We start from the raw sequence: 26,674 nt of genomic DNA on the forward strand, positions 1-26,674 counted from the left end.
TGAAGCCCCCTCGTAAAACCTGAAGCGTATCCCCATATCTGATGAGAAAGTGCTATCTTGTGCAGCACGTTTTTCTGATGCCTGGAGCGAGAATGACTGACCATGAATTGATGCAGCTGAGCGAGATAGTTGGCCTGGCGCTTAAGCAACGTGGTGCGACGATAACCACCGCAGAGTCCTGCACCGGCGGCTGGGTGGCGAAAGCGATTACCGATATTGCCGGCAGTTCCGCCTGGTTTGAACGTGGCTTTGTGACCTACAGTAACGAAGCTAAAGCACAGATGATTGGCGTTCGTGAATCCACGCTTGAACAGCATGGTGCGGTCAGCGAACCGGTGGTGATCGAGATGGCCATTGGTGCGCTCAAAGAGGCGCGGGCAGATTACGCGATTTCCATTAGCGGCATCGCAGGCCCGGACGGCGGCAGCGACGTGAAGCCTGTCGGCACCGTCTGGTTTGGGTTTGCCACCTCCAGAGGGGAGGGGATCACCCGCCGGGAGTGCTTTAGCGGCGATCGCGAAAGCGTGCGTCGTCAGGCCACCGTTTATGCGTTAAAAACGCTCTGGCAACAATTTCTACAAAACACTTGATACTGTATGACCATACAGTATAATTGCACCAACAGAACAGAAATCCACGGTGAAGCACAGTCGCTTCTCCCGGCATGACAGGAGTAATAATGGCTATCGACGAAAACAAACAGAAAGCGTTGGCGGCAGCACTGGGCCAGATCGAAAAGCAATTCGGTAAAGGCTCCATCATGCGCCTGGGTGAAGACCGTTCCATGGATGTGGAAACCATCTCCACCGGTTCGCTTTCTCTGGATATCGCGCTGGGCGCTGGCGGTCTGCCTATGGGCCGTATCGTAGAAATCTACGGGCCAGAGTCCTCCGGTAAAACCACCCTGACGCTGCAGGTGATTGCTGCGGCACAGCGCGAAGGTAAAACCTGTGCGTTTATCGATGCCGAGCACGCGCTGGATCCTGTTTATGCACGTAAGCTGGGCGTGGATATCGACAACCTGCTGTGTTCTCAGCCGGACACCGGTGAGCAGGCGCTGGAAATTTGCGATGCGCTGGCGCGTTCAGGTGCCGTTGACGTTATCGTGGTCGACTCCGTTGCTGCATTGACGCCAAAAGCCGAAATCGAAGGCGAAATCGGTGATTCTCACATGGGCCTCGCGGCACGTATGATGAGCCAGGCGATGCGTAAGCTGGCGGGTAACCTGAAGCAGTCCAATACGCTGCTGATCTTCATCAACCAGATCCGTATGAAAATTGGTGTGATGTTCGGTAACCCTGAAACCACCACCGGTGGTAACGCGCTGAAATTCTACGCGTCTGTCCGTTTGGATATCCGCCGTATCGGTGCGGTGAAAGAGGGCGAGAACGTCGTCGGCAGCGAAACCCGCGTGAAGGTTGTGAAGAACAAAATCGCTGCGCCGTTCAAACAGGCTGAATTCCAGATCCTCTACGGCGAAGGGATTAACTTCTTCGGTGAGCTGGTTGACCTGGGCGTGAAAGAGAAGCTGATCGAAAAAGCAGGCGCCTGGTATAGCTACAACGGTGACAAAATTGGTCAGGGTAAAGCGAATGCGATCTCTTGGCTGAAAGATAACCCGGCTGCGGCGAAAGAGATTGAGAAGAAAGTGCGTGAGCTTCTGCTGAACAACCAGGACTCTAAACCTGATTTCGTGGTTGATGCCGCGGATGCTGAAGAAACTAACGAAGACTTTTAATTCTCTCGTTTAACGATGAAGGGCTGCTGATGCGGCCCTTTTTGCATTTCTGAACCAGCAGGTTTTTTATGAGTGAACCTACATCACGTCGACCGGCATACTCACGCTTACTGGATCGTGCGGTACGCATTCTTGCCGTCCGCGACCACAGTGAACAGGAGCTACGGCGAAAACTGTCGGCTCCGGTGATGAGTAAAAACGGGCCAGAAGAGATTGATGCCACCGCGGAAGATTATGACCGCGTGATTGCCTGGTGCTATGAGCATCACTATCTCGATGACGAGCGTTTCGCCTCGCGGTTTCTTGCCAGCCGCGGTCGCAAAGGATATGGCCCCGCGCGTATCCGCCAGGAGCTGAACCAGAAAGGGGTCGCCCGGGAGTCGATTGAAAAAGCGATGCGCGAGTGCGAGATTGACTGGTGCGAACTGGCAAAAGAGCAGGCCATTCGTAAGTACGGTGAACCGCTGCCGCGTGATTTTTCAGAAAAAGTCAAAATCCAGCGCTTTTTGCTCTACCGCGGCTTTCTGATGGAAGATATTCAGGATATCTGGCGTAATTTTGCCGATTGAACGCATGCGGGATTTTACTTCCCACCAAAGAAAACTTATCTTATTCCCACTTTTTCCAGTAGCTGGTCTGTCCAACGGTTTACCGAAACGGGCTGGCTACGACATTTCGTTAGCTTGATTTCAGGATAATTATGAGCAAGAGCACCGCTGAGATCCGTCAGGCGTTTCTCGATTTTTTCCATAGTAAGGGACACCAGGTTGTTGCCAGCAGCTCCCTGGTACCGAACAACGATCCGACTCTGCTGTTTACCAACGCCGGGATGAACCAGTTCAAGGACGTGTTCCTTGGTCTCGACAAGCGTAATTATTCCCGCGCCACAACCTCACAGCGTTGCGTGCGTGCGGGCGGTAAACACAACGACCTGGAAAACGTCGGTTACACCGCGCGTCACCACACGTTCTTCGAAATGCTGGGTAACTTCAGCTTCGGCGACTACTTCAAACACGATGCCATTCAATATGCGTGGGAACTGCTGACCGGTGAAAACTGGTTCAACCTGCCGAAAGAGCGTCTGTGGGTTACCGTCTATGAAACCGATGACGAAGCCTACGAAATCTGGGAAAAAGAAGTCGGGATCCCGCGCGAGCGTATTATTCGCATCGGTGATAACAAAGGCGCGCCATACGCGTCTGACAACTTCTGGCAGATGGGTGACACCGGTCCTTGCGGTCCTTGCACTGAGATCTTCTACGATCACGGCGACCACATCTGGGGCGGCCCTCCAGGCAGCCCGGAAGAAGACGGCGATCGCTACATTGAGATCTGGAACATCGTCTTCATGCAGTTCAACCGTCAGGCCGACGGTACGATGGAGCCGCTGCCGAAACCTTCCGTTGATACCGGTATGGGTCTGGAGCGTATTGCCGCGGTTCTGCAGCACGTTAACTCCAACTACGAGATTGACCTGTTCAGCACCCTGATCAAAGCCGTTGCGGAAGTGACCGGCGCGACCGATCTGAACAACAAATCTCTTCGCGTTATCGCGGACCATATTCGTTCCTGTGCGTTCCTGATCGCTGATGGCGTTATCCCGTCGAATGAGAACCGTGGCTACGTGCTGCGTCGCATCATTCGTCGTGCCATCCGTCACGGCAACATGCTGGGCGCGAAGGACACTTTCTTCTATAAACTCGTTGGGCCACTGATTGGCGTAATGGGTGCCGCCGGTGATGAGCTGAAACGCCAGCAGGCACAGGTAGAGCAGGTTCTGAAAACCGAAGAAGAGCAGTTTGCTCGTACGCTGGAGCGCGGTCTGGCGCTGCTGGACGAAGAGCTGGCGAAACTGAAAGGCGACACGCTGGATGGCGAAACCGCTTTCCGACTGTACGACACCTATGGTTTCCCGGTTGACCTGACGGCGGACGTTTGCCGCGAGCGCAACATTAAAGTTGACGAAGCGGGCTTCGAAGCCGCGATGGAAGAGCAGCGTCGTCGCGCGCGCGAGTCCAGCGGTTTCGGTGCAGACTACAACGCGATGATCCGCGTTGATAGCGCGTCTGAATTCAAAGGTTATGAAGCGCTGGAGCTGACCGGCAAAGTGACTGCCCTGTTTGTTGACGGTAAAGCCGTAGACAGCATCAGCGCAGGTCAGGATGCTGTTGTCATTCTGGACAAAACGCCGTTCTATGCAGAATCCGGCGGTCAGGTTGGCGATAAAGGTGAGCTGAAAGGCAATGGCTTTAGCTTCAGCGTAAGCGACACCCAGAAATACGGTCAGGCGATCGGTCATCAGGGCAAACTGATTTCCGGTTCTCTGAAAGTGGGCGAGGGCGTTCAGGCTAACGTTGATGAAGCTCGCCGCGCGCGCATTCGTCTGAACCACTCTGCAACCCACCTGATGCACGCTGCTCTGCGCGACGTGCTGGGTACCCACGTTGCACAGAAAGGTTCTCTGGTAAACGACAAAGTGCTGCGTTTCGACTTCTCGCATTTTGAAGCGATGAAGCCGTCTGAAATCCGCGCAGTGGAAGATCTGGTGAACGCGCAGATCCGTCGTAACCTGCCAATCGAAACCCATATCATGGATCTTGAAGCGGCGAAGAAAAAAGGCGCGATGGCGCTGTTTGGTGAGAAATATGACGACCGCGTTCGCGTGCTGAGCATGGGCGACTTCTCTACCGAGCTGTGCGGCGGTACTCACGCCTCCCGCACCGGTGACATCGGCCTGTTCCGCATTGTTTCCGAGTCAGGTACGGCGGCCGGTGTGCGTCGTATCGAAGCGGTAACCGGTGAAGGTGCTATTGCCAGCCTGCATGCGCAGAGCGATCAGCTGCACGACATCGCGCAGCTGCTGAAAGGCGATAGCCAGAACCTGGGCGAGAAAGTGCGCGTGGCGCTGGATCGCACGCGTCAGCTGGAAAAAGAGCTGCAGCAGCTGAAAGAGCAGGCTGCGGCGCAGGAGAGTGCAAACCTCTCCAGCAAGGCTGTAGACATTAAGGGCGTCAAACTGCTGGTCAGCGATCTGGCGGGCGTTGAGCCTAAGATGCTGCGTACTATGGTCGACGATCTCAAGAACCAGCTTGGTTCTACCGTTATCGTGCTGGCGACAGTGGCAGAAGGTAAGGTTTCTCTGATTGCGGGCGTCTCTAAGGATGTGACCGACCGCGTAAAAGCAGGGGAACTGATTGGTATGGTCGCTCAGCAGGTGGGCGGCAAGGGTGGCGGTCGTCCGGACATGGCGCAAGCCGGTGGTACGGATGCGGCGGCACTCCCTGCAGCATTGGCCAGCGTTGAAAGCTGGGTAAGCGCGAAACTGTAATAACTACAAAGCACAAGCAGACGCCATAGCGGTAACGTTATGGCGTCTTGTTCACTGTGCTATCGATAACGATAAAGTCAGGTTGAGTTTGTGTATATCGGCTAAACTTACGTTTAACAGAATGTGATGCCGTGACTGCTTACACTTTACGTGTTTGTCATCGCTTACTTTTTGGCGTTATATGATGGATAATGCCGGGATACAAGAGACCCGACTCTTTTAATCTTTCAAGGAGCAAAGAATGCTGATTCTGACTCGTCGAGTTGGTGAGACCCTCATGATTGGGGATGAGGTCACCGTGACAGTTTTAGGGGTAAAGGGTAACCAGGTACGTATTGGTGTTAACGCTCCTAAAGAAGTATCTGTCCACCGTGAAGAGATCTACCAGCGTATCCAGGCTGAAAAATCCCAGCAGTCCAGTTACTGATATTGTCGCGTCTCGCTGTCGGGCGAGACGCAACCTCTTCCTTCATTTTCCCTGCTTAAAGTTACCGTTTAATTTCAATCGCTCTCTTTTTAACCACTCCTTTGCCCTTTACTCGTCTCAACACCGTCATTTCTGCCCAGGTTTTCTGTGAAGATGCCTGCAAAATCCGCTTATAAAACACCCTCTTTGCGGCTTTTACATGCGAATTGCGTGTGATTTGTGCAAACGATAAAAGCTTTTGGAAAATTGTTTGACTTATAAGTCCCAGAAAGTAATATATGCGCCACGCAGCGACGAGAAGCTCTTAACGAGTTACTCGAAGCACTCGAAAGAGGCGTTGTGTGGTGAGGTGGCCGAGAGGCTGAAGGCGCTCCCCTGCTAAGGGAGTATGCGGTCAAAAGCTGCATCCGGGGTTCGAATCCCCGCCTCACCGCCATTTTGCATCCGTAGCTCAGCTGGATAGAGTACTCGGCTACGAACCGAGCGGTCGGAGGTTCGAATCCTCCCGGATGCACCATCTATTACTTCATATTGCTTTAGAAGTGATATGAATATCGAGTAGTACAGTAGTAAATCCCGATGCATCCGTAGCTCAGCTGGATAGAGTACTCGGCTACGAACCGAGCGGTCGGAGGTTCGAATCCTCCCGGATGCACCATCTATTACTTCATATTGCTTTAGAAGTGATATGAATATCGAGTAGTACAGTAGTAAATCCCGATGCATCCGTAGCTCAGCTGGATAGAGTACTCGGCTACGAACCGAGCGGTCGGAGGTTCGAATCCTCCCGGATGCACCATCTCTTCTGTTGTTCCCTTCGATGTTTAGTTCTTAATCACTCTCGTTGTTATCACTTCGCAATCAGCGACAAAAATCCCCTTTTGCGATAAAGTAATGCTTTGTTAATCGTTTAGCGAGAGCACGATGTACGCACAGTATGACGGTTTGATCTTCGATATGGATGGCACCATCCTGGATACCGAACCCACGCATCGTCAAGCCTGGACTGACGTCCTGGGCCGCTACGGTATGCGTTTCGACCTTCAGGCGATGATCGCCCTTAACGGATCCCCAACCTGGCGTATTGCGCAGGCCGTGATTGAAATGAATCACGCCGATCTTGACCCGCACCTGCTCGCGCGTGAAAAAACCGATGCGGTAAAAGCCATGCTTTTAGATACCGTACGCCCGCTTCCGCTGATTGATGTCGTGAAAGAGTGGCACGGACGTCGTCCGATGTCGGTGGGAACGGGCAGCGAAAGCGCAATTGCAGAAGCTTTGCTCAATCATCTTGGCCTGCGCCACTATTTTTCTGCCGTGGTTGCCGCCGATCATGTTAAAAATCACAAGCCCGCACCGGACACCTTCCTGCTCTGCGCAGAGTTAATGGGCGTCCCGGCGGCAAAATGCGTTGTGTTTGAAGATGCCGATTTCGGTATTCAGGCCGCGCATGATGCCGGCATGGCCGCGGTGGATGTGCGCTTACTGTGAGTGACGCGCTGTCACTTGCTTCATTATTCGCCAGCAGTTTTTTAAGCGCCACGCTGTTACCGGGAAATTCGGAAGTGGTGCTGGTGGCGATGCTGTTGTCCGGCGTGAGTCAGCCCTGGTTGCTGGTATTAATAGCAACAATGGGTAATAGCCTTGGAGGGCTGACTAACGTTATTCTTGGGCGTTTCTTTCCGCTGCGTGAAAAATCGCGCTGGCAGGAAAAGGCAGTCGGCTGGCTAAAACGCTATGGCGCTGCCACGCTGTTATTAAGCTGGATGCCTGTAATAGGCGATTTACTGTGTCTGCTGGCGGGATGGATGCGCATCTCCTGGGGGCCAGTGCTCTTTTTTTTGTGCCTTGGCAAGGCGTTGCGCTATGTTCTCGTGGCATGGGCAACGCTGCAGGGTATGACGTGGTGGCACTAATTGGTGGAATGAATACGCGACCTTCAATCGTCAACCATTACAATTATGCTGAGTAACATTACTTTGACAGGCGGGAGGTCAATTTGATCCCGGACGTATCTCAGGCGCTGGCCTGGCTGGAAAACCACCCTCAGGCATTGAAGGGTATTCAGCGTGGTCTTGAGCGTGAAACGCTGCGCGTTAACGCGGACGGTAGCTTAGCGACAACGGGTCACCCGAAGGCGTTAGGCTCGGCGCTGACACATAAATGGATCACAACCGATTTCGCTGAAGCGCTGCTGGAGTTCATTACCCCAGTAGAGGGTGATATTGATCATATGCTGACGATCATGCGCGATATTCATCGCTACACCGCGCGTAATCTGGGCGACGAACGTATGTGGCCCCTCAGCATGCCGTGCTATATCGAGCAGGGCCAGGAAATTGAGCTGGCGCAGTACGGCACGTCAAATATTGGCCGGCTGAAGACGCTCTATCGTGAGGGGCTGAAAAACCGCTACGGCGCGTTGATGCAGACCATCTCTGGAGTGCATTACAACTTCTCGTTGCCGATGGCCTTCTGGCAGGCGAAATGCGGTGAAACCGATAAAGACGCCATCTCTGAAGGCTACTTCCGCCTGATCCGCAACTATTACCGTTTTGGCTGGGTGATCCCGTATCTGTTCGGCGCGTCGCCGGCCATTTGCTCATCATTCCTGCAGGGGAAACCGACCACGCTGCCGTTCGAGAAGACCGAGTGTGGGATGTACTATCTCCCGTACGCCACCTCTCTGCGCCTGAGCGATTTGGGTTATACCAATAAATCGCAAAGCAATCTCGGAATTACGTTTAACGAACTGCACGAATATGTGGCAGGATTGAAGCGGGCGATCAAAACTCCGTCGGAAGAGTACGAAAAAATCGGCCTCGAAAAAGACGGCAAGCGTCTGCAGATCAACAGCAATGTCCTGCAGATTGAAAATGAGCTGTATGCGCCAATTCGTCCTAAACGCGTGACGCGCAGCGGTGAAACCCCGTCGGACGCGCTGCAGCGCGGCGGGATTGAATACATTGAAGTGCGCTCGCTGGATATCAACCCGTTCTCACCGATTGGCGTTGATGAACAGCAGATTCGCTTCCTGGATCTGTTTATGGTCTGGTGCGTGCTGGCGGATGCGCCTGAAATGAGTTCAGACGAGCTGCTCTGTACCCGTACAAACTGGAATCGCGTGATTCTGGAAGGGCGTAAACCGGGTCTGACGCTGGGTATCGGCTGCGAAACCGCACAGTTCCCGCTGACGAAAGTCGGTAAAGACCTGTTCCGTGACCTGAAACGTGTTGCCCGGACGATGGACAGCATCGACGGCGGCGACGCGTATCAACAGATTTGCGACCAGCTGGTGGAATGCTTTGATAACCCGGAACTGACGTTCTCAGCACGCATTCTGCGTTCTATGATCGATCAGGGCATTGGCGGTACCGGACGATCGCTTGCGGCGGAATACCGTGAGATGCTGATGCATGAGCCATTAGAAGTCTTGAGCGAAGCGGATTTTGTAGCGGAACGCGATGCGTCCGTTGTGCGTCAGAAAGAGATTGAAGCGGCGGATACCGAGTCGTTTGAGGCGTTTCTGGCGAAGCAGGCTTAAGCAGAAAAGAAAAAGGCCACATCGCTGTGGCCAAAATATACATCTCTGAATTCAGGGATGATGATAACAAATGCGCGTCTTTCATATACTCAGACGCGCATTCTGTAGAAGAGTTCAGTTTATTTTAAAAAAAATCACTACCGGAGGTGACGTATGCCGTTATTAGATAGCTTTACTGTCGACCATACCCGTATGGAAGCACCTGCAGTCCGCGTGGCGAAGACCATGCACACTCCGCACGGCGACACGATCACCGTATTCGATCTGCGCTTCTGCGTGCCAAACAAAGAAGTGATGCCGGAGAAAGGCATTCATACGCTGGAACACCTGTTCGCTGGCTTCATGCGCGACCACCTGAACGGCAACGGCGTGGAGATCATCGATATCTCTCCGATGGGATGCCGCACCGGTTTCTACATGAGCCTGATTGGCGTGCCAGATGAGAAGCGCGTCGCGGATGCGTGGAAAGCGGCGATGCAGGACGTGCTGAAGGTGAAAGAGCAGAACCAGATCCCTGAGCTGAACGTTTACCAGTGCGGGACTTACCAGATGCACTCTCTGGAAGAAGCGCAGGAAATCGCGCGTCACATCATCGAGCGTGATGTTCGCGTGAACAGCAACGAAGAGCTGGCCCTGCCAAAAGAAAAACTGCAGGAACTGCACATCTAGTGCACCTTTTCCCTCTCCCTCAGGGAGAGGGTAGGGTGAGGGTGGTTTAACCCCATGACCACAACCACAACCTTCTCCTTTACCCATCGTCCCCTCGTTCCGTTTGCCCATGACTACGTTCATGGTGACAGCGAACCGTGGCATGAACATGACTGTGCGCAGCTGTTGCACACCCTGAGCGGCGTGGTACGGGTAGATACCGCATCGGGCTGCTGGGTAGTTCCTCCCGGCCGCGGCGTCTGGCTGCCGGCGGGTACCCGACACTCGCTGCGTATTACCGGCAACGTGGCGGCGCGAACGCTGTTTATCGATCCGCTGGCGCGGGCCGATCTCCCTGCTACCTGCCAGATCGTGCAGATCTCCCCGCTGCTGCGCGAGCTGATCCTTGCCGCCCTTGCTTTGCCTGAATCGTACTCACCCGGAAGCCGGGATGAACGCGTCTATGAGCTCATTCTTGATGAAATCCGCCTTATGCCGGTACTGCCGTTTCATCTGCCGGAGCCGGAAAGTGAACCGCTACGCCGTCTTTGCCAGCAGATCCGCCTGACGTCAGGGGAGAGCTGGGGCAGCGGAGAGGCGGCGGCCATGCTTGGCATGAGCGAGCGCACGATGAACCGCCATTTTCAGCAGCAGACGGGGTTAAGCTACGGTGAGTGGTTGAGAAGGGCGCGCCTGCTGGAGGCGCTACAGCGGCTGGCACAGGGCCAGCCGGTGCTGCGCGTGGCGCTGGAACTGGGTTACGGCAGCCACAGCGCCTTTACGGCCATGTTCCGCCGGGTGATGGGCATTTCACCCAGCGAATACTTCAAAGACAGCTAACCGCATTAAAAAGCGCCTGAAGCGAGGCGCGCGAGACGTCGCTGTCAATGCCCACGCCCCAGCGGCTGCTGCCGTCCTGGAACAGGCAGCGAATGTACGCCACCGAGCGGCTGTCGCTGCGCTCGCCTAACGTATGCTCGTGATAGTCCTTAATCACAAACGGCGCGTTAACCCAGCGGCTCAGGCCGTGAGCGGCGGCGGACAGCAGGCCGTTGCCCTGACCTTCCAGCTGGCGCGTTCCCCCTTGCGTGGCGACGCTTGCCGTCAAACGCAGCTGGCCGTCCTGCTGGCCATCGCTGCGATAGGATTGCAGCGCAAACGGCGGCGTTGCCACCAGGCCGTAGCGGGTGCGGAACAGCTGCCACAGCGCGTTTTGCGTCATCTCTTTTCCGTGGCGGTCCGTTTCCTGCTGCACGTGCTGGCTAAAATCCTGCTGCAGGGCGCGCGGCAGCTTCAGACCGTGATTTTGCTCAATAAGCCACGCGCTGCCGCTTTTCCCTGACTGGCTGTTCACCCGGATCACCGCTTCGTAGGTGCAGCCGATATCCTGCGGGTCCACGGGCAGGTAAGGCATCTCCCAGCGATCGCCGGGCCTGCGGGCATCAAAGCCTTTTTTGATCGCGTCCTGGTGCGAGCCGGAGAAGGCGGTATAGGCCAGCCGACCGGCCCACGGATGGCGCGGGTGCACCGGCAGCTGGTTGCAGGTTTCCACCACTTCCACCACCCGGTTCATATCGCTAAAGTCCAGATTCGGGCTAACGCCCTGGCTATAGAGGTTCATCGCCAGCGTCACCAGGCAGACGTTGCCCGTGCGCTCCCCGTTACCGAACAGACAGCCCTCCACGCGGTCAGCGCCCGCCATCACGGCAAGCTCGGCGCTGGCGACGCCGGTACCGCGGTCGTTATGCGGATGCACGCTGATGCAGACATCGCGGCGGCGGCTGAAGTGGCGGCAGAAATACTCAATCTGATCGGCATACACGTTCGGCGTGCTGACTTCGACGGTCGCGGGTAAGTTGATCACCATCGGTCGTTCGTCGCACGGCTGCCAGATTTCCGCCACGGCTTCACAAATCTCCAGCGCAAACTCCGGCTCGGTAAAGCAGAAGGTCTCTGGAGAGTATTCATACTGCCAGCGGGTGTCGGGGTTTTCCTCGCACAGCTTGCGAATAAGCCGCGTGGCGCGGGTCGCCAGCTCAACGATTTGCGCTTTCTCCATGCCGAACACCAGGCGGCGGAATAGCGGGGCGGTGGCGTTATACAGATGGACGGTCGCCTGCTTCGCGCCGCGTAACGATTCAAAGGTCCGGACGATCAGATCTTCCCGCGCCTGGGTTAATACCTGAATCGTGACGTCATCCGGGATGCGGTTCTCTTCGATCAGCTGGCGAACAAAGTTGAAATCCGTCTGCGAGGCGGAGGGAAAGGCGACCTCGATCTCTTTAAACCCGCAGCTCAGCAGCAAGTCCCAGAACTGCAGCTTGCGCGCGCTGTCCATCGGCTCGGCAAGGGCCTGGTTGCCGTCGCGTAAGTCGGTGGAGAGCCAGCGCGGCGCGCGGATGATGCGTTGCTCCGGCCAGCGACGGTCGGGCAGGGAAAGCGTGGGATAGGGCTGGTACTTGTCGGCGGGGGTGTTCAGCATGATGCGCTCCTGTTGTCTTTTCACTATCGTGAAGGGATTTCAGGAGCGCTGCTTTATCGGAACTGACAATCGCTGTCGCGTTCTGGACATCGGTGGCGATTGTTGCCCGGTGGCGGCTACGCCTTACCGGGCCTACGAGCATGTGCCCTTTTGTAGGCCGGGTAAGGCGTAGCCGCCACCCGGCATCCTGCGCACAGGACTAGTGCGCGCCACCGCCGCCGCTACCGGCGCCAAACGGTGGTTTAGCAAACCACACCAGCCCCAGCAGGACGATAAAGATCCCTGCCGATATCCAGAAAATCTCGTTGGCTGAGATAATCAGGCCCTGATTGGTGATCTGCTGGGCGATCCAGCCGGACGCCTGCTGCTCCGTCATCCCCATTCCCTCCAGCTGGCTATACATCTGCTGTGCGTTGGGGTTGAACGGGTTCACCGCTTCGGTGAGTTGAGCATGGTGCATCGATTCCCGGTTGGTCCACAGCGTCGTGGTGATCGACGTCCCGATGGAGCCCGCCAGCGTTCGGGTAAAGTTCGACAGGCTCGATGCCGCCGCCATGCGCTCAGGCGGTAAGCCGGAAAGCGTGATGGTGGTCAGTGGCATAAAGAAGCACGCCACGGCAAAGCCCTGAATAAACTGCGGCCACGCGGAGGCGCCAAAGTCCATTCCCGGTTCGAACGTGTACGCGCGCCAGTAGAAGCACACCGCGTACATGATGAAGCTGAACGTCACCAGCCGGCGCATGTCGAGCTTGTGGGCGAAACGGCCAATAATCGGCGACAGCAGAACCGGAATCAATCCAACTGGCGCCGAGGCTAAACCTGCCCAGGTTGCGGTATAGCCGTATACCTCCTGCAACAGCTGCGGCAGCAGAACGATCGCGCCGAAGTAGAGCATGTAGGCGAGGCTGATACACAGACAGCCGATGGTAAAGTTTCGCGACTTAAACAGCGACAGATCGACTATCGGGTTGTCGTCCGTCAGCTCCCAGACAATCAGGAAACTAATGGCGACGACGGCGACCACCGTCAGAACGATGATTTCCGAAGAGGCAAACCAGTCAAGCTCTTTACCCCGGTCGAGCATGATCTGCAGGCTACCGATGCCGACAACCAGCAGCGCCAGCCCGATACCGTCAATGCGCCGCTGTTCGGTACGCGTTTCGCGCCCGCGCAGAGACTGCAGCGTCATCAGTACTACCAGCGCACCGATGGGCACGTTGATAAAGAAGATCCAGCCCCAGTGGTAGTTATCGCTGATGTACCCGCCGAGGATCGGCCCGCAAATCGGCGCAACAATCACGGTCATCGACCACAGCGCCAGCGCGATAGAGCGTTTTGCCGGCGGGTAGTTGTTCAGCAGCAAGCTCTGCGACAGCGGAATCAACGGTCCGGCAACAATCCCCTGAATGACGCGGAAGAATATCAGCATCGTCAGGCTGCTGGACATGCCGCACGCCCAGGAGGCAAGAACGAACAATACCGTCGACCAGAGGAAGAGTTTTACTTCACCGACGCGCTTCGCCAGCCAGCCGGTAATCGGAATGGAGATGGCGTTTGCCACCCCAAACGAGGTAATGACCCAGGTCCCCTGGCTCAGCGACGAGCCAAGGTTACCGGCGATGGTCGGGATCGCCACGTTTGCGATGGTGGAGTCCAGCACCTGCATGAATGTCGCCAGCGACAGCGCAATGGTCATAATGACCAGCTGCGCGCCTTCCAGCGGTTTTTGCGGCTTTTGCTGTTGCATAACGCTCACCTTCGGATTAACCGGCGTTTGCCTTCACGATGTCATCGATCAGCTTGTTGACCGGATCGAGGCTAATTTCACGGGCGTTACTTTCATAAGCCGGGCTGCTACGCACCTGGCTTGCCAGGATCTGGCCGTCGCGGTTAGCGGTGTCGACCGTCACCAGCGTAGAGAGGCCGATACGCAGCGGGTGATCCGCCAGCTGTTTGGCATCCAGTTCGATACGTACGGGCAGACGCTGAACCACTTTGATCCAGTTACCGGTGGCGTTCTGCGCCGGCAGCAGGGAGAAGGCGCTGCCGGTTCCCATATCCAGACCGACCACTTTCCCGGTGTACTTAACGTCATCGCCGTAGATGTCGCTGACGACCGTCGCGGTCTGGCCGATACGCATATGGGCAAGCTGCGTCTCTTTAAAGTTGGCATCGACCCACAGATTGTCCGCCGGCACGACCGCCATCAGCGGCGTGGTTGGGCTAATCTGTGCCCCTGGCTGGACGGAACGGCGGGAGACATAGCCGGTCATCGGGCTGACGATTTTAGTACGCTGCAGGGCAAGCCATGCGTTGCGGACTTCGGTCGCCGCCTGCTGTACCGCTGGCTGGTTTTCCAGGCTGGTTCCCAGCACCATCGCCTGGTTGGCGTTGTACTGTTGAATAGCCACGTCCAGCTGTGCCTGAGCGCTGGCAACGGCGTCGCGCGCGTGCTGCAGCTCTTCACGGCCGATCAGGTTGGCGGTGCCGAGCGGCACGCGACGGTTCAGGTCGCTCTGCGCCTGGGCGAGTGCGGTTTTCTGCACGTCGATGTTGGCCTGCAACTGTTTACTGTTGATCATCAGCTGGCGGGTCTGACGGACGCTGGAGGCCAGCGCGGTCTGTGCTTTCTCAAACGCCTGCTGAGCGTCGGTTGGATCGAGGGTCACCAACACATCGCCTTTTTGCACAAAGTCGGTATTGTCAGCCCAGACTTTCGTCACGCTGCCCGACACCTGCGCCATAATTTGTACCTGGTTCCCTGCCACGTAGGCGTCGTCAGTCTCTTCAGCATGACGCAAGACTAAAAACCAATAGATCCCATATGCCACGGCAATAATGATAAAGAGCAAGGTCAACAGAAGAAGGGCGCTCTTACGTTTGCCCTTCTTGTTGGCCGGTTGCTGCGGGGTAGTGCTCTCCGCATTTGCGCTCATTGTTGTTCTCCACGATCTTCTTATTTTCACATCGGCTGAGCCGACCTGTTGTCAGAAAGGCCAGCAGTGTGACTTGCTGGCCTGTCGGTTTTCTTATAAATCTGGAATGGTGAGCGTGTCGTCGCGTTAGCGCAGCGCCTCAAGAACGGCGCCGTCTTCATCCATCTGGTCCAGACGGGTGAGCAGCTTGCGAGTGATGTGCTCAAGCTGGTCGCGCTCGGCGGTGCTGAGGGCAGACCAGAGTTTATGCAGGCAATTGTGCTGAGGTGGCAGCACCTCGCGCAGGAACTGGTGACCTTTATCGGTCAGTTGCAGATGCAGGCAGCGGCGATCGTTGTCGCTTTCACGGCGCTCAATCCAGCCACGCTTTTCAAGCTCATCGGCAATACGGGTCGCGTTGGTACGAGAAGAGCCCAGCGCGCAGCTCAGCTCGGAAGGCTGAATGCTGTGGTTTTCCTGAGACTCCAGCGTAATCAACGCCATAAACAACGTCTCGTTAATCCCTTGAGCTTTCAGCATTTTATTACGGTTTTCCAGTAGCTTACCCTGCATGTGCATGCACAGGCGAGTCAGCAGGATTTCCTGGTACGGGAAGTCCTCATGGCGACTGGCGCGGAATTTAAGCATTTGTTCAATGGGCGTAAACGAACTATCCATTTGGGCATAACCTCATTAATTACAGCCGATATAGTAACGATAGTGACAAATAATGTAAATGAATTATTTGTGCGGTTATATCCGCCAAATTAATGTCACCATCAGAAAGCGCCGGGTAAATCCGTGACCCGGTGAGCACAGAGAGCGTAGGGGGTGAACCCGCTGAAGAGAGGATGTGAGGACGGGGGTCTGAACTATTCATGCCGATTGTAAATATGTCACCCACATTAAAATTTCTGGGATAAATGATTACGTTTACATTAACAGACTGAAGGGCCTCTTTACACCCTAAGAGGCCCAACGCAATGTAAAACTTAGTGAATTGCATCCTGACGATGATAGCCGCGCCACCATACAAGCAGGTTGAGCGCGGCGACGATGGCCCCGATCCCGCACACGCCGGACCAGCCGGCATGCTGCCACGCCGAGGCGGAGATGAGCGAGCCCGCTGCGCCGCCGATAAAGTAGCTGGTCATGTATCCGGCCGTAAGGCGGTTACGCGCCTCTGGCTTCACGCGATAAATCACGGTCTGGTTGGTGATGTGAACGCCCTGCACGGTGAGATCGAGCACCAGAATACCGACGATCAGCGCCAGCACCGAGACGTGTCCGTACCAGATCGCCGCCCAGGAGAGCAGGAGTAAAACCAGCCCAGCGGAGGTGGTCAGGTGGGATTTGCCCTTGTCGGCCAGCCCGCCAGCGGGACGCGCGCCCAGCGCGCCTGCGGCACCGGCCAGGCCGAACAGGCCAATCACCCCTTCGGAATAATTGAACGGCGGGGCGGCAAGCAGAAACGCCATCGACGTCCACAGAATGCTGAAGTTAGCGAAGGTGAAACAGCCCAGCAGGGCGCGGGTGCGCAGGAGTTTATCCTGCGTGAACAGGCTGAACACGGAGGCCAGCAGCTGCGGATAGTTCAGGTGGTTCTCCTGCTTCACCTTCGGCAGGCCGCGCCACAGCGCCAGGGCCATGATGACCATCAGTACGCTCGCCACCCAGTAAACGGTGCGCCAGCCCCCGAGGCTTGCCAGCAGCCCGGCAACGGTACGCGCCAGCAAAATCCCCAGCAGCAGGCCGCTCATGATGGTACCCACGACCTTGCCGCGCTTTTCCGGGGAGGCGAGGGTCGCGGCGAGCGGCACCAGGATTTGCGCCACCACGGAGAACAGCCCCGTGAGCGCGGTACCGACGATCATCATCGTCAGCGACTGGCTGCTGGCGGTGATTAGCATTCCGCCGGCGGCCAGCAGGGTCATGGAGACGATCAGCATCCGGCGTTCAAACATATCGCCAAGCGGCACCAGGAACAGCAGCCCGGCGGCATAGCCAAGCTGCGCGGCCGTAACAATGAAGCCTGCGGAGCTGGCTGAAAGATTGAACGCGCGGGCGATGGTGTCGAGAAGAGGTTGCGCGTAATAGTTGCTGGCGACCGCCAGACCCGTTGCCACGGACATTAAAAGGATGAGTGCGGGGCTAAGCCCCTGAGTTGTTTTGGTCATGGGTTTCAGGAATCATTAGTTGAGTGATTATTTTTCCGGAAACCATCATACCGAATGATTGTGAATGTTGGGGGAGTGATGGGTGATGTATTGTGCGGTTTAGGTTGGGTGCGGTTTGATCCCCTCACCCCGACCCTCTCCCAAAGGGAGAGGGAGGTCAACGTTCCCTCTCCCCCTGGGAGAGGGTTAGGGTGAGGGAAAATGTTTTACTTCTGCGCCTCAAGCGCCTCTTTCACCCAGCCGTCAAACTGCTGCTGGTGGGCTTTGATCCAGCCATCCACGTGACCTTGAATATCGGCCTCAGACGATTTGCCCGCATGCATCATCGCGTTCTGGGCGTTGATGTCAGCCAGCGGCAGCTTCATCACCGAGAACAGCTTCGCCGCCGCCGGGTTTTTCTCCGCCCAGGCTTTGTTGGCGACGATGTGCATCGTGTTCACCGGGAAGCCGTAGTTCATGCCGTTCGGCAGTTTAGTGTCGATATCTTTCTGCTCGCCCGGCAGGGAGGAGAACGGTACCTGCAGCCACACCACGTCTTTACCCGGCTTCAGCACGTCGCTTACCCAGTACGGGGTCCAGGTGTAATAGATTACCGGTTTGCCCTCTTTGAAGCGGGCAATCGTGTCGGCCATCATCGCTGAATAGTTGCCGTGGCTCACGTCGACCGTTTTTGCCAGATCGAACGCTTTGTTCTGGTGGTTAATCACCGCTTCACAGCCCCAGCCCGGCGAGCAGCCCATCATGTCGGCTTTGCCGTCACCGTTGGTGTCGAACAGTTTAGCGATCTTCGGATCTTTCAGCTGCGCAATATTGGTGATGTGATACTGGTCGGCGGTTTTCTTGTCGATCAGATACCCCTGCGCCGCGCCGGTCACGAAGGTGCCTTCCCGGTAGAATTTCTTGTCGCCACCGGCAGCGGCATACATGTCGTCGTGCAGCGGCTGCCAGTTCACCGCGGTAAAGGTGGCATCACCGGAGGCAATCGAGGTGTAGCCCACGTTGTAATCCACTTCGCTCGGGGTGTTAACCGTGTAGCCGAGCTTCTCCAGCGCGCGGCTGACCAGCAGGGTCTGGAAGCTCTCTTCCGAAATGGTGCTCTGCACCGGCTGTACGGTAACGCCTTTGCCCGGCAGGTCAGCCGCAAACGTGCTGGTGGAGACAAGGGTGGCAAACGCTGTGGCAAAAAGTACGCTCTGTCGCATCGTTGTTCCTTATTTAATGAATGGGCGGGTGAGTAACCCGACGGGGCCGGTGGTATACCAGCGACGGTTGCCGCGACTGCGTGAATCACGACCGACGGCCTGTGTCAGGCGGTCAAGAATAATGGCGAGGATCACGATGCCCACGCCGCCGACGGTGGCAAGCCCCATGTCGAGACGGCCAATGCCGCGCAGCACCATCTGGCCCAGACCGCCGACGGCGATCATCGAGGCAATGACGACCATCGACAGCGCCAGCATCAGCGTCTGGTTAACGCCTGCCATAATGGTCGGCATCGCCAGCGGGAGCTGAACCTTAAACAGCAGCTGGCGAGGGCTGGCACCGAACGAGCGTGACGCTTCGATCAGATCCGCGGGCACCTGGTTTATCCCCAGAATGGTCAGACGAATAATCGGCGGCAGGGCGAAGATAATGGTCACCACCACCCCCGGCACGTTGCCGATGCCGAACAGCATCACGATAGGCACCAGATACACGAACGCCGGCGTGGTCTGCATCGCATCCAGCAGCGGACGAATAATCTTCGCCGCCCGCGGGCTACGCGCCAGCCAGATCCCCATCGGCAGGCCGATCGCCACGCAGAAGAGCAGGGCGGTCAGCACCAGCGCCAGGGTGATCATCGCCTGCGACCAGGCGCCAATCGCACCGATGGCAATCAGCGAGATCAGCGTGGCGATCCCCATCCCCGCGCTACCGAACTGCCAGGCGATCAGGGAGAACAGGATAATGGCGACCGGCGCCGGCATGCCCAGCATCAGCTGCTGGAAGCCGTTCAGGATGTAATCCACCGGGACGCGGATCCCCTGGAAGACCGGACGGAAGTGCGTGACCACCCAGTCGATCCCCTCTGTAACCCAGCTGTCCAGCGGGATCAGCGTCTTGTGGAACGGATCCATAATATTGAAGTGTTCTGGCGCAGGCGCGGGTGCGCTGTTCAGCCAGTCTGCCGCACCGCCGCCGTCGGCAGGGGCCGGCGTGGAACCCCACGCATCGGCAGATTGCGCAGCGCTGTCCGCTGCTTCAGGTGTACCCCACGGGTTAGATTGATCGGTCATTGTTTGCCCCCTCGCGATCTAAAGCCTGCAGCAACATCCGTTTTGAGATGATGCCGACGTACTGTTGTTCCTCGCCTACGACCGGCACGGCGCACGGCGCCTGGCCCACGTGTGAGAGCAACTCGCTGAGCGGCGTTTCGGCGTCCACGGCAAGCGGAGCGTCGATTAACGCCGCATCGATTCCCTGGTTCTCAGTGAGAGCCGTTTTCAGGGAGTCGATGGAGACAACGCCAACAAATTTATTGCCGCGTTCAACCAGATAGCCGTATTCACGGTCTTCGTCCTGCAGCAGCTTCAGCGCGGAGCGCGGGCCGAAACCTGGCGTTTTTCGAATAATGCCGTTTGGCGCTCGACGGGCAATATCCTTGGCGCTAAAGACCTGGCTAATATCCACGCCGCGGAAGAAGGTGCGCACATAATCATTGGCCGGATTATTGAGAATTTCATCCGGCGTGCCGACCTGCACCACTTCGCCATTTTGCATAATGGCAATACGGTCGCCAATACGCATGGCTTCATCCAGATCGTGGGAAATAAATACAATGGTTCGCTGATGTTTCGCCTGTAATTTTACCAGCTCATCCTGCATCTCGGTGCGAATTAATGGATCGAGAGCCGAGAAGGCTTCATCCATTAATAATATGTCCGGATTAATGGCTAATGCGCGGGCTAATCCTACGCGCTGGCGCATGCCGCCGGAAAGTTCATCCGGGTACGCATGCGCATAATTCTCCAGCCCAACCTGACGCAGCGCATCAAGGGCTTTTTCCTGACGTTCCTGAGCGGGCGTACCGGCTAATTCCATGCCAAAAGCGGTATTATCCAGCACCGTCATGTGCGGCATTAGCGCGAATGACTGGAACACCATCGCAATCTTCTTTCTGCGCACCTCGCGAAGCTCAGCGTCGGATATTCTGGCGATATCCACGCCGTCAATCAGCACCTGCCCGCGGGTGGGTTCAATCAGGCGATTGAGAAGGCGAACCATAGTGGATTTACCCGAGCCGGATAATCCCATGATGACAAAAATCTCGCCTTCTTCAATGGCCAGACTGGCGTCTTTAACGCCAAGCGATAGCCCGGTTTTTTCCAGAATTTGCTCTTTCGTAAGGCCTTTCTCAATATATTTGAATGCGCGCTGCGGATGCTCGCCAAATACTTTATAAAGATTTTTCACTTCTAATTTAATTGCCATGCAATAGAGAGTGTCCTGTTATTTGTTTATGTCGATATGATTACCATGGTAAATTGTTAACGGGCATAACCCTAACATACTCAGAATCTGAGACAACCCTGTGTTTGCTTATGGTATGAATTTTCAGGTAAGCGAAACGGCTGAATTTCCCATGATTAAAGGGCTGAGCGTGGTTTGAATTTTTCTCAATTTTTTGCTGCTGCATCGGGGAATTTCGCCTGAATCGGATGATTCAGGCGAATATGACGCGGAAATGACAGTGTAGTCGCTTTGTAAATATTAGAGAGAAAATTGTTGGGTTTATATTAAATTAACGAACGTTAGCGTTCATTAAAAATCCCAGTCTTCATCCTCCGTTTCCACCGCTTTGCCCATCACATACGATGAACCCGACCCGGAGAAGAAATCGTGGTTTTCGTCGGCGTTGGGCGACAGCGCGGACAGAATCGCCGGGTTCACCTCCGCCATCTCCGGCGGGAACAGCGCGTCGTAGCCGAGATTCATCAGCGCCTTGTTGGCGTTGTAGCAGAGGAAGGCTTTTACGTCTTCCTCCCAGCCGGTGCCGGCGTACAGTTCCTCGGTATAGCTCAGCTCGTTGTCGTAGAGATCCATCAGCAAATCGAGCGCAAACCCTTTGAGCTCCTCACGTTTCGCCTCGCTGACTTTCTCCAGCCCTTTCTGATACTTATAGCCGATGTAATACCCGTGTACCGCTTCATCCCGAATGATAAGGCGGATTAAATCGGCGGTGTTGGTCAGCTTGCCCCGGCTCGACCAGTACATGGGCAGCCAGAAGCCGGAATAGAAGAGGAAGGATTCCAGAAACACGCTGGCGATCTTCTTCTTCAGCGGCTCGTCGGCCCGGTAATATTCCAGCACCAGATCCGCCTTTCGCTGTAATGACTCGCTCTCTTCACTCCACGCGTAGGCGGCGTCCACGTCTTTGGTCTGGCAGAGCGTCGAAAAAATCGAGCTGTAGGAGCGGGCGTGCACCGCCTCCATAAAGCTGATGTTGGACATTACCGCCTCTTCGTGCGGCGTCAGCGCGTCACGCATGAGCGCGGGCGCCCCCACGGTATTTTGAACGGTGTCCAGCAGCGTCAGGCCGGTAAAGACGCGGATCGTCAGCTGCTGTTCGGCATGGCTGAGCGTTTGCCAGGCCGGGATATCGTTAGAGAGCGGGACCTTTTCCGGCAGCCAGAAGTTGCTGGTCAGCCGGTTCCACACTTCCAGATCTTTATCGTCCTGGATCTTGTTCCAGTTTACGGCGCTCACGCGTGACAGTTTCATCCTTTCTCCTTACAGCGCGCAGGACACGCAGCCTTCAATTTCGGTGCCTTCCAGCGCGAGCTGGCGCAGGCGAATGTAGTAGAGCGTTTTAATGCCTTTCTTCCAGGCGTAGATCTGCGCCCTGTTGATATCCCGCGTGGTGGCGGTGTCCGGGAAGAACAGCGTCAGCGACAGCCCCTGATCCACATGTTTCGTCGCCTCGGCGTAGGTATCGATGATTTTTTCCGGGCCAATCTCATACGCGTCCTGATACAGCGCCAGGTTCTCGTTGGTCATAAACGGCGCAGGGTAGTAAACGCGTCCGGTTTTGCCTTCCTTACGAATTTCAATTTTTGACACTATCGGGTGAATGCTCGACGTGGCGTGGTTGATGTAGGAAATCGATCCGGTCGGCGGCACGGCCTGCAGGTTCTGGTTATAGATGCCGTAGCGCATCACGTCATCACGCAGCTGCTGCCACATCTCGCGCGTGGGCAGAACGATCCCGGCGCGGGCAAACAGCTCACGCACTCGCGCCGTTTTCGGCTGCCAGTCGCCTTCAAGATATTGGCTGAAATACTCTCCGCTGGCGTAGCGGGAGTGCTCAAAGCCCGCGAAACGCTGGTTGCGCTCGCGCGCCAGCATCATCGAGGTGTGCAGCGCGTGCCAGGTTATGGTGTAAAAATAGAGGTTGGTGAAATCCAGCCCTTCCGGGCTGCCGTAAGCAATGCCTTCCCGCGCCAGATAGCCGTGCAGGTTCATCTGCCCAAGGCCGATGGCGTGCGACGCGGCGTTACCCGCCTCAATGGACGGCACGCTGCGGATGTGGCTCATGTCCGACACCGCCGTCAGGCCGCGAATGGCCGTCTCTACCGTGCGGCCAAAGTCGGGGGAATCCATGGTATGGGCGATATTCAGCGACCCGAGGTTGCAGGAGATATCTTTGCCGATATCCGCGTAGTCCAGATTCTCGTCGTAGGTAGACGCGCTGTTGACCTGCAAAATCTCCGAGCACAGGTTGCTCATGTTGATGCGCCCGGCAATCGGGTTGGCGCGGTTCACCGTGTCCTCGTACATGATGTACGGATAGCCGGACTCAAACTGAATTTCGGCAAGCGTCTGGAAGAAATCGCGGGCGTTGATGGTCTTTTTGCGAATGCGATCGTCGGCCACCAGTTCGTCGTAGAGCTCGCTGATGGCCACGTCGCCAAAGGCTTTGCCGTAAATTCGCTCGATGTCATACGGCGAGAAGAGCGCCATCTCGGCATTCTCTTTGGCAAGCTTAAAGGTGATGTCCGGGATCACTACGCCGAGCGACAGGGTTTTGATACGGATTTTTTCGTCGGCATTTTCGCGTTTGGTATCCAGAAACCGCAGAATGTCCGGATGGTGCGCATGCAGGTAAACCGCGCCCGCGCCCTGACGCGCGCCGAGCTGGTTGGCATAGGAGAACGCATCTTCCAGCATCTTCATCACCGGGATCACGCCGGAGGACTGGTTTTCGATGCGCTTGATCGGCGCGCCCGCTTCACGCAAGTTAGAGAGCAAGAACGCCACGCCGCCGCCGCGTTTCGAAAGCTGCAGCGCAGAATTCACCGCGCGGCCAATCGACTCCATATTGTCTTCAATGCGCAGCAGGAAGCAGGAGACCAGCTCGCCGCGCTGGGCCTTGCCACAGTTGAGGAAGGTAGGCGTGGCGGGCTGGAAGCGCCCGGAGAGGATCTCATCGGTGAGCTGTTCCGCCAGCGCTTTATCGCCCTGGGCCAGCGTCAGCGCCACCATCACTGTACGATCCTCAAAGCTTTCTAAGTAGCTTTTGCCGTCGAACGTCTTCAGTGTGTAGCTGGTGTAGTACTTCCACGCGCCGAGGAAGGTCTGGAAACGAAAACCGCTGGCGTGGGCGCGTTCAAACAGTCTTACTACGAAGGGGCGATCGTAGCGGGCCAGAACGCGCTCCTCGTAGTAGCCCTCGTTAACCAGATAGTCGAGACGCTCATTCTGGCTCGCGAAGGTTACGCTGTTGGGCCGCACGTGGGCGGCGAAAAAGGCGTCCACCGCCTCGCTGTCTTTATCAAACTGAATGCGCCCCTGACTGTCGTAGAGGTTAAGCATCGCGTTTAACGCGTGGTAATCCGGCGTCGCCTGAATTACCCGTTCTGCGGTTGTCGTTGCCAAAATTCGTTCACTCCTTTACGCACGTTTTCGACGTCCTGCTGCGTCCCCATCAGCTCAAAGCGATAGAGATACGGCACGCCGCATTTTTGAGAGATGACATCTCCGGCCCGGCCAAAGGCGTCGCCGAAATTGCGATTCCCCGCCGCGATCACGCCGCGAATCAGCTCGCGGTTATGGGGATCGTTCAGAAAGCGGATCACCTGGCGGGGTACAGCGCCCGCCGTACCGCCACCGCCATAGCTGGGCACCACCAGAATGTACGGCTCCTCTACCTGGATGCGCTCCCGCTCGTTCAGCGGAATGCGCACCGCAGGCAGCCCGACGCGCTCAATAAAGCGGAGCGTGTTTTCGGAGCTGCTGGAGAAGTAGACCAGCGCACTCATGCACGCGTGGCCTGAGCGCTCAGGCGGTTGATCATGTCCGGGCGAAAGCCAGACCAGCTGGTCTCCCCGGCGACAACGACCGGAAGCTGACGGAACCCCTGCGCGCGCAGGGTGTCGGCGGCCTCGGGCTGCAGGTCGATATTCACCATCTCAAAAGCCACGCCGCGGCTTTCCATCGCGCGTTTTGTGGCGTGGCACTGAACACAATCGTTACGAGTGTAAATAATAATGCTCATGATTCGTATTTCCATTTAAAATGAGAGAGCGGCGCGAATCATCGCGTCAGGTTGTGTGTATCTTGCTAAAGGGAATACTAGATGTAGTTGTCTTAAGTTTCAACCATACAAGATATGGGAAGTTCAGATTGATGTCGTCCCAATGATGAGCACAGCGGGGCAGGGCAGGCTATACGGGTTTTTCAGGCTATCAGGCAAAGAAAAGCCCCGGCAGCCACTGGCTGTCGGGGCAGAGAAACGCGTGAGGCTGCGTTATTTACGCAGGCTGAGCAGAGCGCCCACGAAGATACCGACCGCTGCGACCGTGCCCAGCGTACAGAGCGGTTTTTCGCGCACGAAGGTTGTGGCGCAGCTGACCGCATCGCAGGCCGCCTGCGTCGTCCGCGTACGGCCGTTAAGACGCGCGCGGGTTTCACGGAGCAGAGACTGAGCCTTACGCTTTGCGGCATCCGCTTCGTCCTTCGCGTCACTTCCCCAGGACTTCAGCACCTCTTCCAGCGTGTCCGCTAATTGGCTGACATCATTACGAATATCCTGAGCGTCGTCATTAATATCGTTTCGGTTCGGTCTGTTAAACATACGATCCTCCGTAAATTTGTGTTCCCGTTCAGTTTAGTTCAGAAATTTAATATCTGAAGCGCATCACGCGTTATCCGGCAGTTTATGGACTATTCTGAAAGCCCTGCTAATGCTGAATACTGTAAGGTTGCCGGGCAGGAAAAGATAACGAGGAAAAGATATGTATTTACGACCTGATGAGGTGGCGCGCGTTCTTGAAAAAGAGGGATTCACCATGGATGAGGTGACATCAAAAGCGTATGGATATCGCCGCGGCGAGAATTATGTTTACGTTAATCGTGAAGCCAGAATGGGACGTACCGCTCTCATTATTCACCCGACGCTGAAAGACAGAAGTCTGTCATTCGCTGAGCCTGCCTCGGATATTAAAACCTGCGATCATTATCAGCAATTTCCGCTCTATTTAGGCGGAGAGACGCATGAGCATTATGGTATTCCGCATGGCTTCAGCTCGCGCATGGCGCTGGAGCGGTTTTTGAAGGGACTGTTTGGCGACGTACAGTAAATTTGCGACTGGCGTTCGCCAGTCGCTTCACATCACGCTTTTGCCTGGCTGTACTGGCTGACCTTAAACAGGCGGCGACAGTAGTCGAGGAAATAGCCGTAAACCGCACCCATCAGCATTGAAATCACAATATTTGAACTGACCGCCGCCGCAATCTGGTGCCAGTCCGCGCCCACCGCCAGCAGAATGGCCACGTAAACCGGAGACTGGAACGTCACATACGCCAGCACGTCCGCCAGGTTTTTCACCCAGCCGGCGGGGCTGATACGCCGCGCGAAGCGCATGACCGCATCGCGGTATAATCCATAAGGCCAGGCAATAATAATATTGACCGGAATCGCCACCAGACGAGATGAAAGTGACTGCTCGAAGGTCATTCCGGAGAGGAATATTTCAATCAGCATGTTCACGACGGAACAGTAGACAACCATCGCGAAAGTATCCGCTACCGCATGGCGCAGGCGAGATTGCGGTGAGAACATGTCTGAACTCCTTGAGAAGAACACAAAAGAAACGATTTTCCCGAAGCGGTTAGTGCTTTAGGTTGGTTTGTTTGATGTGTATAGCGTATATCTCTATGTTTGAACTAACAACTAGTGATTAATTTTTATTTAATCGCGTTTTGTCGACAAAATTCTCTAAATTTGGTTGTTTTTTGTTCGGTTCGTTATAATCTGTCTCGAACAATGATTTTCATATAAAAATCAATCGATTGATGTTTGTGGTGCTGCGGTGGGACTCGGTTCACTTGCGGGTAGCGCAGGATGCTGAAATTTGGATTAAAGTTAACCCTTTAT

Annotated in this window: 25 protein-coding genes and 4 tRNA genes; 15 read left to right on the forward strand and 14 right to left on the reverse strand. The window is 55.9% G+C overall.

Going from position 1 to position 26,674, the window contains the following annotated elements:
- Nucleotides 1-92: 92 nt before the first annotated feature.
- The 14 genes from pncC to ABR39_RS18330 all read left to right on the forward strand — a co-directional run bounded on the left by pncC (nt 93) and on the right by ABR39_RS18330 (nt 10,525).
- Nucleotides 93-590 (forward strand): nicotinamide-nucleotide amidase, encoded by a 498-nt coding sequence (gene pncC / locus ABR39_RS18265; protein WP_047348073.1) that lies wholly within the window; start codon nt 93-95, stop codon nt 588-590.
- 89 nt (nt 591-679) lie between these two features.
- Entirely contained in the window at nt 680-1,738 is a 1,059-nt protein-coding gene (gene recA / locus ABR39_RS18270; RefSeq protein WP_047348074.1) for a recombinase RecA, read from the forward strand.
- Between the two features lie 68 nt (nt 1,739-1,806).
- Nucleotides 1,807-2,307, forward strand: a complete 501-nt coding sequence (gene recX / locus ABR39_RS18275; protein ID WP_047348075.1) for a recombination regulator RecX — start codon at nt 1,807-1,809, stop codon at nt 2,305-2,307.
- A gap of 131 nt (nt 2,308-2,438) precedes the next feature.
- A complete protein-coding gene (gene alaS, locus ABR39_RS18280; RefSeq protein WP_047348076.1) occupies nt 2,439-5,066 on the forward strand; it encodes an alanine--tRNA ligase in 2,628 nt (875 codons plus the stop codon).
- Between the two features lie 241 nt (nt 5,067-5,307).
- Nucleotides 5,308-5,493 carry a carbon storage regulator CsrA gene (csrA, locus tag ABR39_RS18285; RefSeq protein WP_000906486.1) on the forward strand — a complete coding sequence of 62 codons (186 nt, stop codon included), beginning with the start codon at nt 5,308-5,310 and terminating at the stop codon, nt 5,491-5,493.
- Between the two features lie 343 nt (nt 5,494-5,836).
- Nucleotides 5,837-5,929: transfer RNA gene (locus tag ABR39_RS18290), tRNA-Ser, on the forward strand.
- Between the two features lie 4 nt (nt 5,930-5,933).
- Nucleotides 5,934-6,010 (forward strand) — tRNA-Arg (locus tag ABR39_RS18295).
- A gap of 64 nt (nt 6,011-6,074) precedes the next feature.
- A tRNA-Arg gene (locus ABR39_RS18300) sits at nt 6,075-6,151 on the forward strand.
- Nucleotides 6,152-6,215: 64 nt separating this feature from the next.
- Nucleotides 6,216-6,292, forward strand: a tRNA-Arg gene (locus tag ABR39_RS18305).
- Nucleotides 6,293-6,417: 125 nt separating this feature from the next.
- Entirely contained in the window at nt 6,418-6,984 is a 567-nt protein-coding gene (yqaB, locus tag ABR39_RS18310; protein WP_047348077.1) for a fructose-1-phosphate/6-phosphogluconate phosphatase, read from the forward strand.
- Nucleotides 6,981-7,409, forward strand: coding sequence for a YqaA family protein (locus tag ABR39_RS18315; RefSeq protein ID WP_008499541.1), 429 nt, complete (start codon nt 6,981-6,983; stop codon nt 7,407-7,409). Before yqaB ends, ABR39_RS18315 begins: the two co-directional genes overlap by 4 nt.
- Before the next feature lie 83 nt (nt 7,410-7,492).
- Nucleotides 7,493-9,037, forward strand: a complete 1,545-nt coding sequence (gene gshA, locus ABR39_RS18320; protein WP_047348078.1) for a glutamate--cysteine ligase — start codon at nt 7,493-7,495, stop codon at nt 9,035-9,037.
- 153 nt (nt 9,038-9,190) lie between these two features.
- On the forward strand, nt 9,191-9,706 hold the full coding sequence (luxS, locus tag ABR39_RS18325) for an S-ribosylhomocysteine lyase (protein ID WP_024907693.1): 516 nt from the start codon (nt 9,191-9,193) through the stop codon (nt 9,704-9,706).
- A 54-nt stretch (nt 9,707-9,760) separates the two neighbouring features.
- On the forward strand, nt 9,761-10,525 hold the full coding sequence (locus ABR39_RS18330) for an AraC family transcriptional regulator (protein ID WP_047348079.1): 765 nt from the start codon (nt 9,761-9,763) through the stop codon (nt 10,523-10,525).
- Here the strand turns inward: ABR39_RS18330 and leuA are convergent.
- The 13 genes from leuA to ABR39_RS18395 all read right to left on the reverse strand — a co-directional run bounded on the left by leuA (nt 10,512) and on the right by ABR39_RS18395 (nt 25,372).
- Entirely contained in the window at nt 10,512-12,167 is a 1,656-nt protein-coding gene (gene leuA / locus ABR39_RS18335; protein WP_047348080.1) for a 2-isopropylmalate synthase, read from the reverse strand. The two genes, ABR39_RS18330 and leuA, sit on opposite strands and share 14 nt — an antisense overlap.
- A 199-nt stretch (nt 12,168-12,366) precedes the next feature.
- Nucleotides 12,367-13,914: a multidrug efflux MFS transporter permease subunit EmrB gene (emrB, locus tag ABR39_RS18340; protein ID WP_047348081.1), complete on the reverse strand. Its 1,548-nt coding sequence runs from the start codon at nt 13,912-13,914 to the stop codon at nt 12,367-12,369.
- A 16-nt stretch (nt 13,915-13,930) separates the two neighbouring features.
- Nucleotides 13,931-15,103: a multidrug efflux MFS transporter periplasmic adaptor subunit EmrA gene (emrA, locus tag ABR39_RS18345; RefSeq protein WP_045909303.1), complete on the reverse strand. Its 1,173-nt coding sequence runs from the start codon at nt 15,101-15,103 to the stop codon at nt 13,931-13,933.
- 126 nt (nt 15,104-15,229) lie between these two features.
- On the reverse strand, nt 15,230-15,760 hold the full coding sequence (gene mprA / locus ABR39_RS18350) for a transcriptional repressor MprA (protein ID WP_023308933.1): 531 nt from the start codon (nt 15,758-15,760) through the stop codon (nt 15,230-15,232).
- 314 nt (nt 15,761-16,074) lie between these two features.
- The gene (locus tag ABR39_RS18355; RefSeq protein WP_047348082.1) at nt 16,075-17,259 is read right to left on the reverse strand and encodes an MFS transporter; all 1,185 of its coding nucleotides are present in this window, start codon (nt 17,257-17,259) and stop codon (nt 16,075-16,077) included.
- Nucleotides 17,260-17,465: 206 nt separating this feature from the next.
- The gene (gene proX, locus ABR39_RS25725; protein ID WP_047348083.1) at nt 17,466-18,461 is read right to left on the reverse strand and encodes a glycine betaine/L-proline ABC transporter substrate-binding protein ProX; all 996 of its coding nucleotides are present in this window, start codon (nt 18,459-18,461) and stop codon (nt 17,466-17,468) included.
- Between the two features lie 9 nt (nt 18,462-18,470).
- Nucleotides 18,471-19,535 carry a glycine betaine/L-proline ABC transporter permease ProW gene (gene proW / locus ABR39_RS25730; RefSeq protein ID WP_047348084.1) on the reverse strand — a complete coding sequence of 355 codons (1,065 nt, stop codon included), beginning with the start codon at nt 19,533-19,535 and terminating at the stop codon, nt 18,471-18,473.
- Nucleotides 19,519-20,730, reverse strand: coding sequence for a glycine betaine/L-proline ABC transporter ATP-binding protein ProV (gene proV, locus ABR39_RS18370; RefSeq protein WP_047348085.1), 1,212 nt, complete (start codon nt 20,728-20,730; stop codon nt 19,519-19,521). Before proV ends, proW begins: the two co-directional genes overlap by 17 nt.
- 330 nt (nt 20,731-21,060) lie before the next feature.
- Nucleotides 21,061-22,020 (reverse strand): class 1b ribonucleoside-diphosphate reductase subunit beta, encoded by a 960-nt coding sequence (nrdF, locus tag ABR39_RS18375; RefSeq protein WP_047348086.1) that lies wholly within the window; start codon nt 22,018-22,020, stop codon nt 21,061-21,063.
- A gap of 9 nt (nt 22,021-22,029) precedes the next feature.
- The gene (gene nrdE, locus ABR39_RS18380; RefSeq protein ID WP_047348087.1) at nt 22,030-24,174 is read right to left on the reverse strand and encodes a class 1b ribonucleoside-diphosphate reductase subunit alpha; all 2,145 of its coding nucleotides are present in this window, start codon (nt 24,172-24,174) and stop codon (nt 22,030-22,032) included.
- Complete coding sequence (gene nrdI / locus ABR39_RS18385) at nt 24,147-24,557, reverse strand: class Ib ribonucleoside-diphosphate reductase assembly flavoprotein NrdI (RefSeq protein WP_047348088.1); 411 nt, start codon at nt 24,555-24,557, stop codon at nt 24,147-24,149. The genes nrdE and nrdI overlap by 28 nt, the downstream gene beginning before the upstream one ends.
- Nucleotides 24,554-24,793: a glutaredoxin-like protein NrdH gene (gene nrdH, locus ABR39_RS18390; protein ID WP_047348089.1), complete on the reverse strand. Its 240-nt coding sequence runs from the start codon at nt 24,791-24,793 to the stop codon at nt 24,554-24,556. Before nrdH ends, nrdI begins: the two co-directional genes overlap by 4 nt.
- Nucleotides 24,794-25,045: 252 nt before the next feature.
- A complete protein-coding gene (locus ABR39_RS18395; protein WP_008502569.1) occupies nt 25,046-25,372 on the reverse strand; it encodes a DUF883 domain-containing protein in 327 nt (108 codons plus the stop codon).
- A gap of 160 nt (nt 25,373-25,532) precedes the next feature.
- Here ABR39_RS18395 and ABR39_RS18400 point away from each other — a divergent pair, with 160 nt between their 5' ends.
- Nucleotides 25,533-25,877, forward strand: coding sequence for a DUF2002 family protein (locus ABR39_RS18400; protein WP_006811693.1), 345 nt, complete (start codon nt 25,533-25,535; stop codon nt 25,875-25,877).
- Between the two features lie 32 nt (nt 25,878-25,909).
- Here the strand turns inward: ABR39_RS18400 and alaE are convergent, their stop codons facing one another.
- Nucleotides 25,910-26,359, reverse strand: a complete 450-nt coding sequence (gene alaE / locus ABR39_RS18405; protein WP_047348090.1) for an L-alanine exporter AlaE — start codon at nt 26,357-26,359, stop codon at nt 25,910-25,912.
- Nucleotides 26,360-26,674 lie beyond the last annotated feature (315 nt).

Source organism: Enterobacter genomosp. O (assembly GCF_001022965.1).
GTDB lineage: Bacteria > Pseudomonadota > Gammaproteobacteria > Enterobacterales > Enterobacteriaceae > Enterobacter > Enterobacter cloacae_L.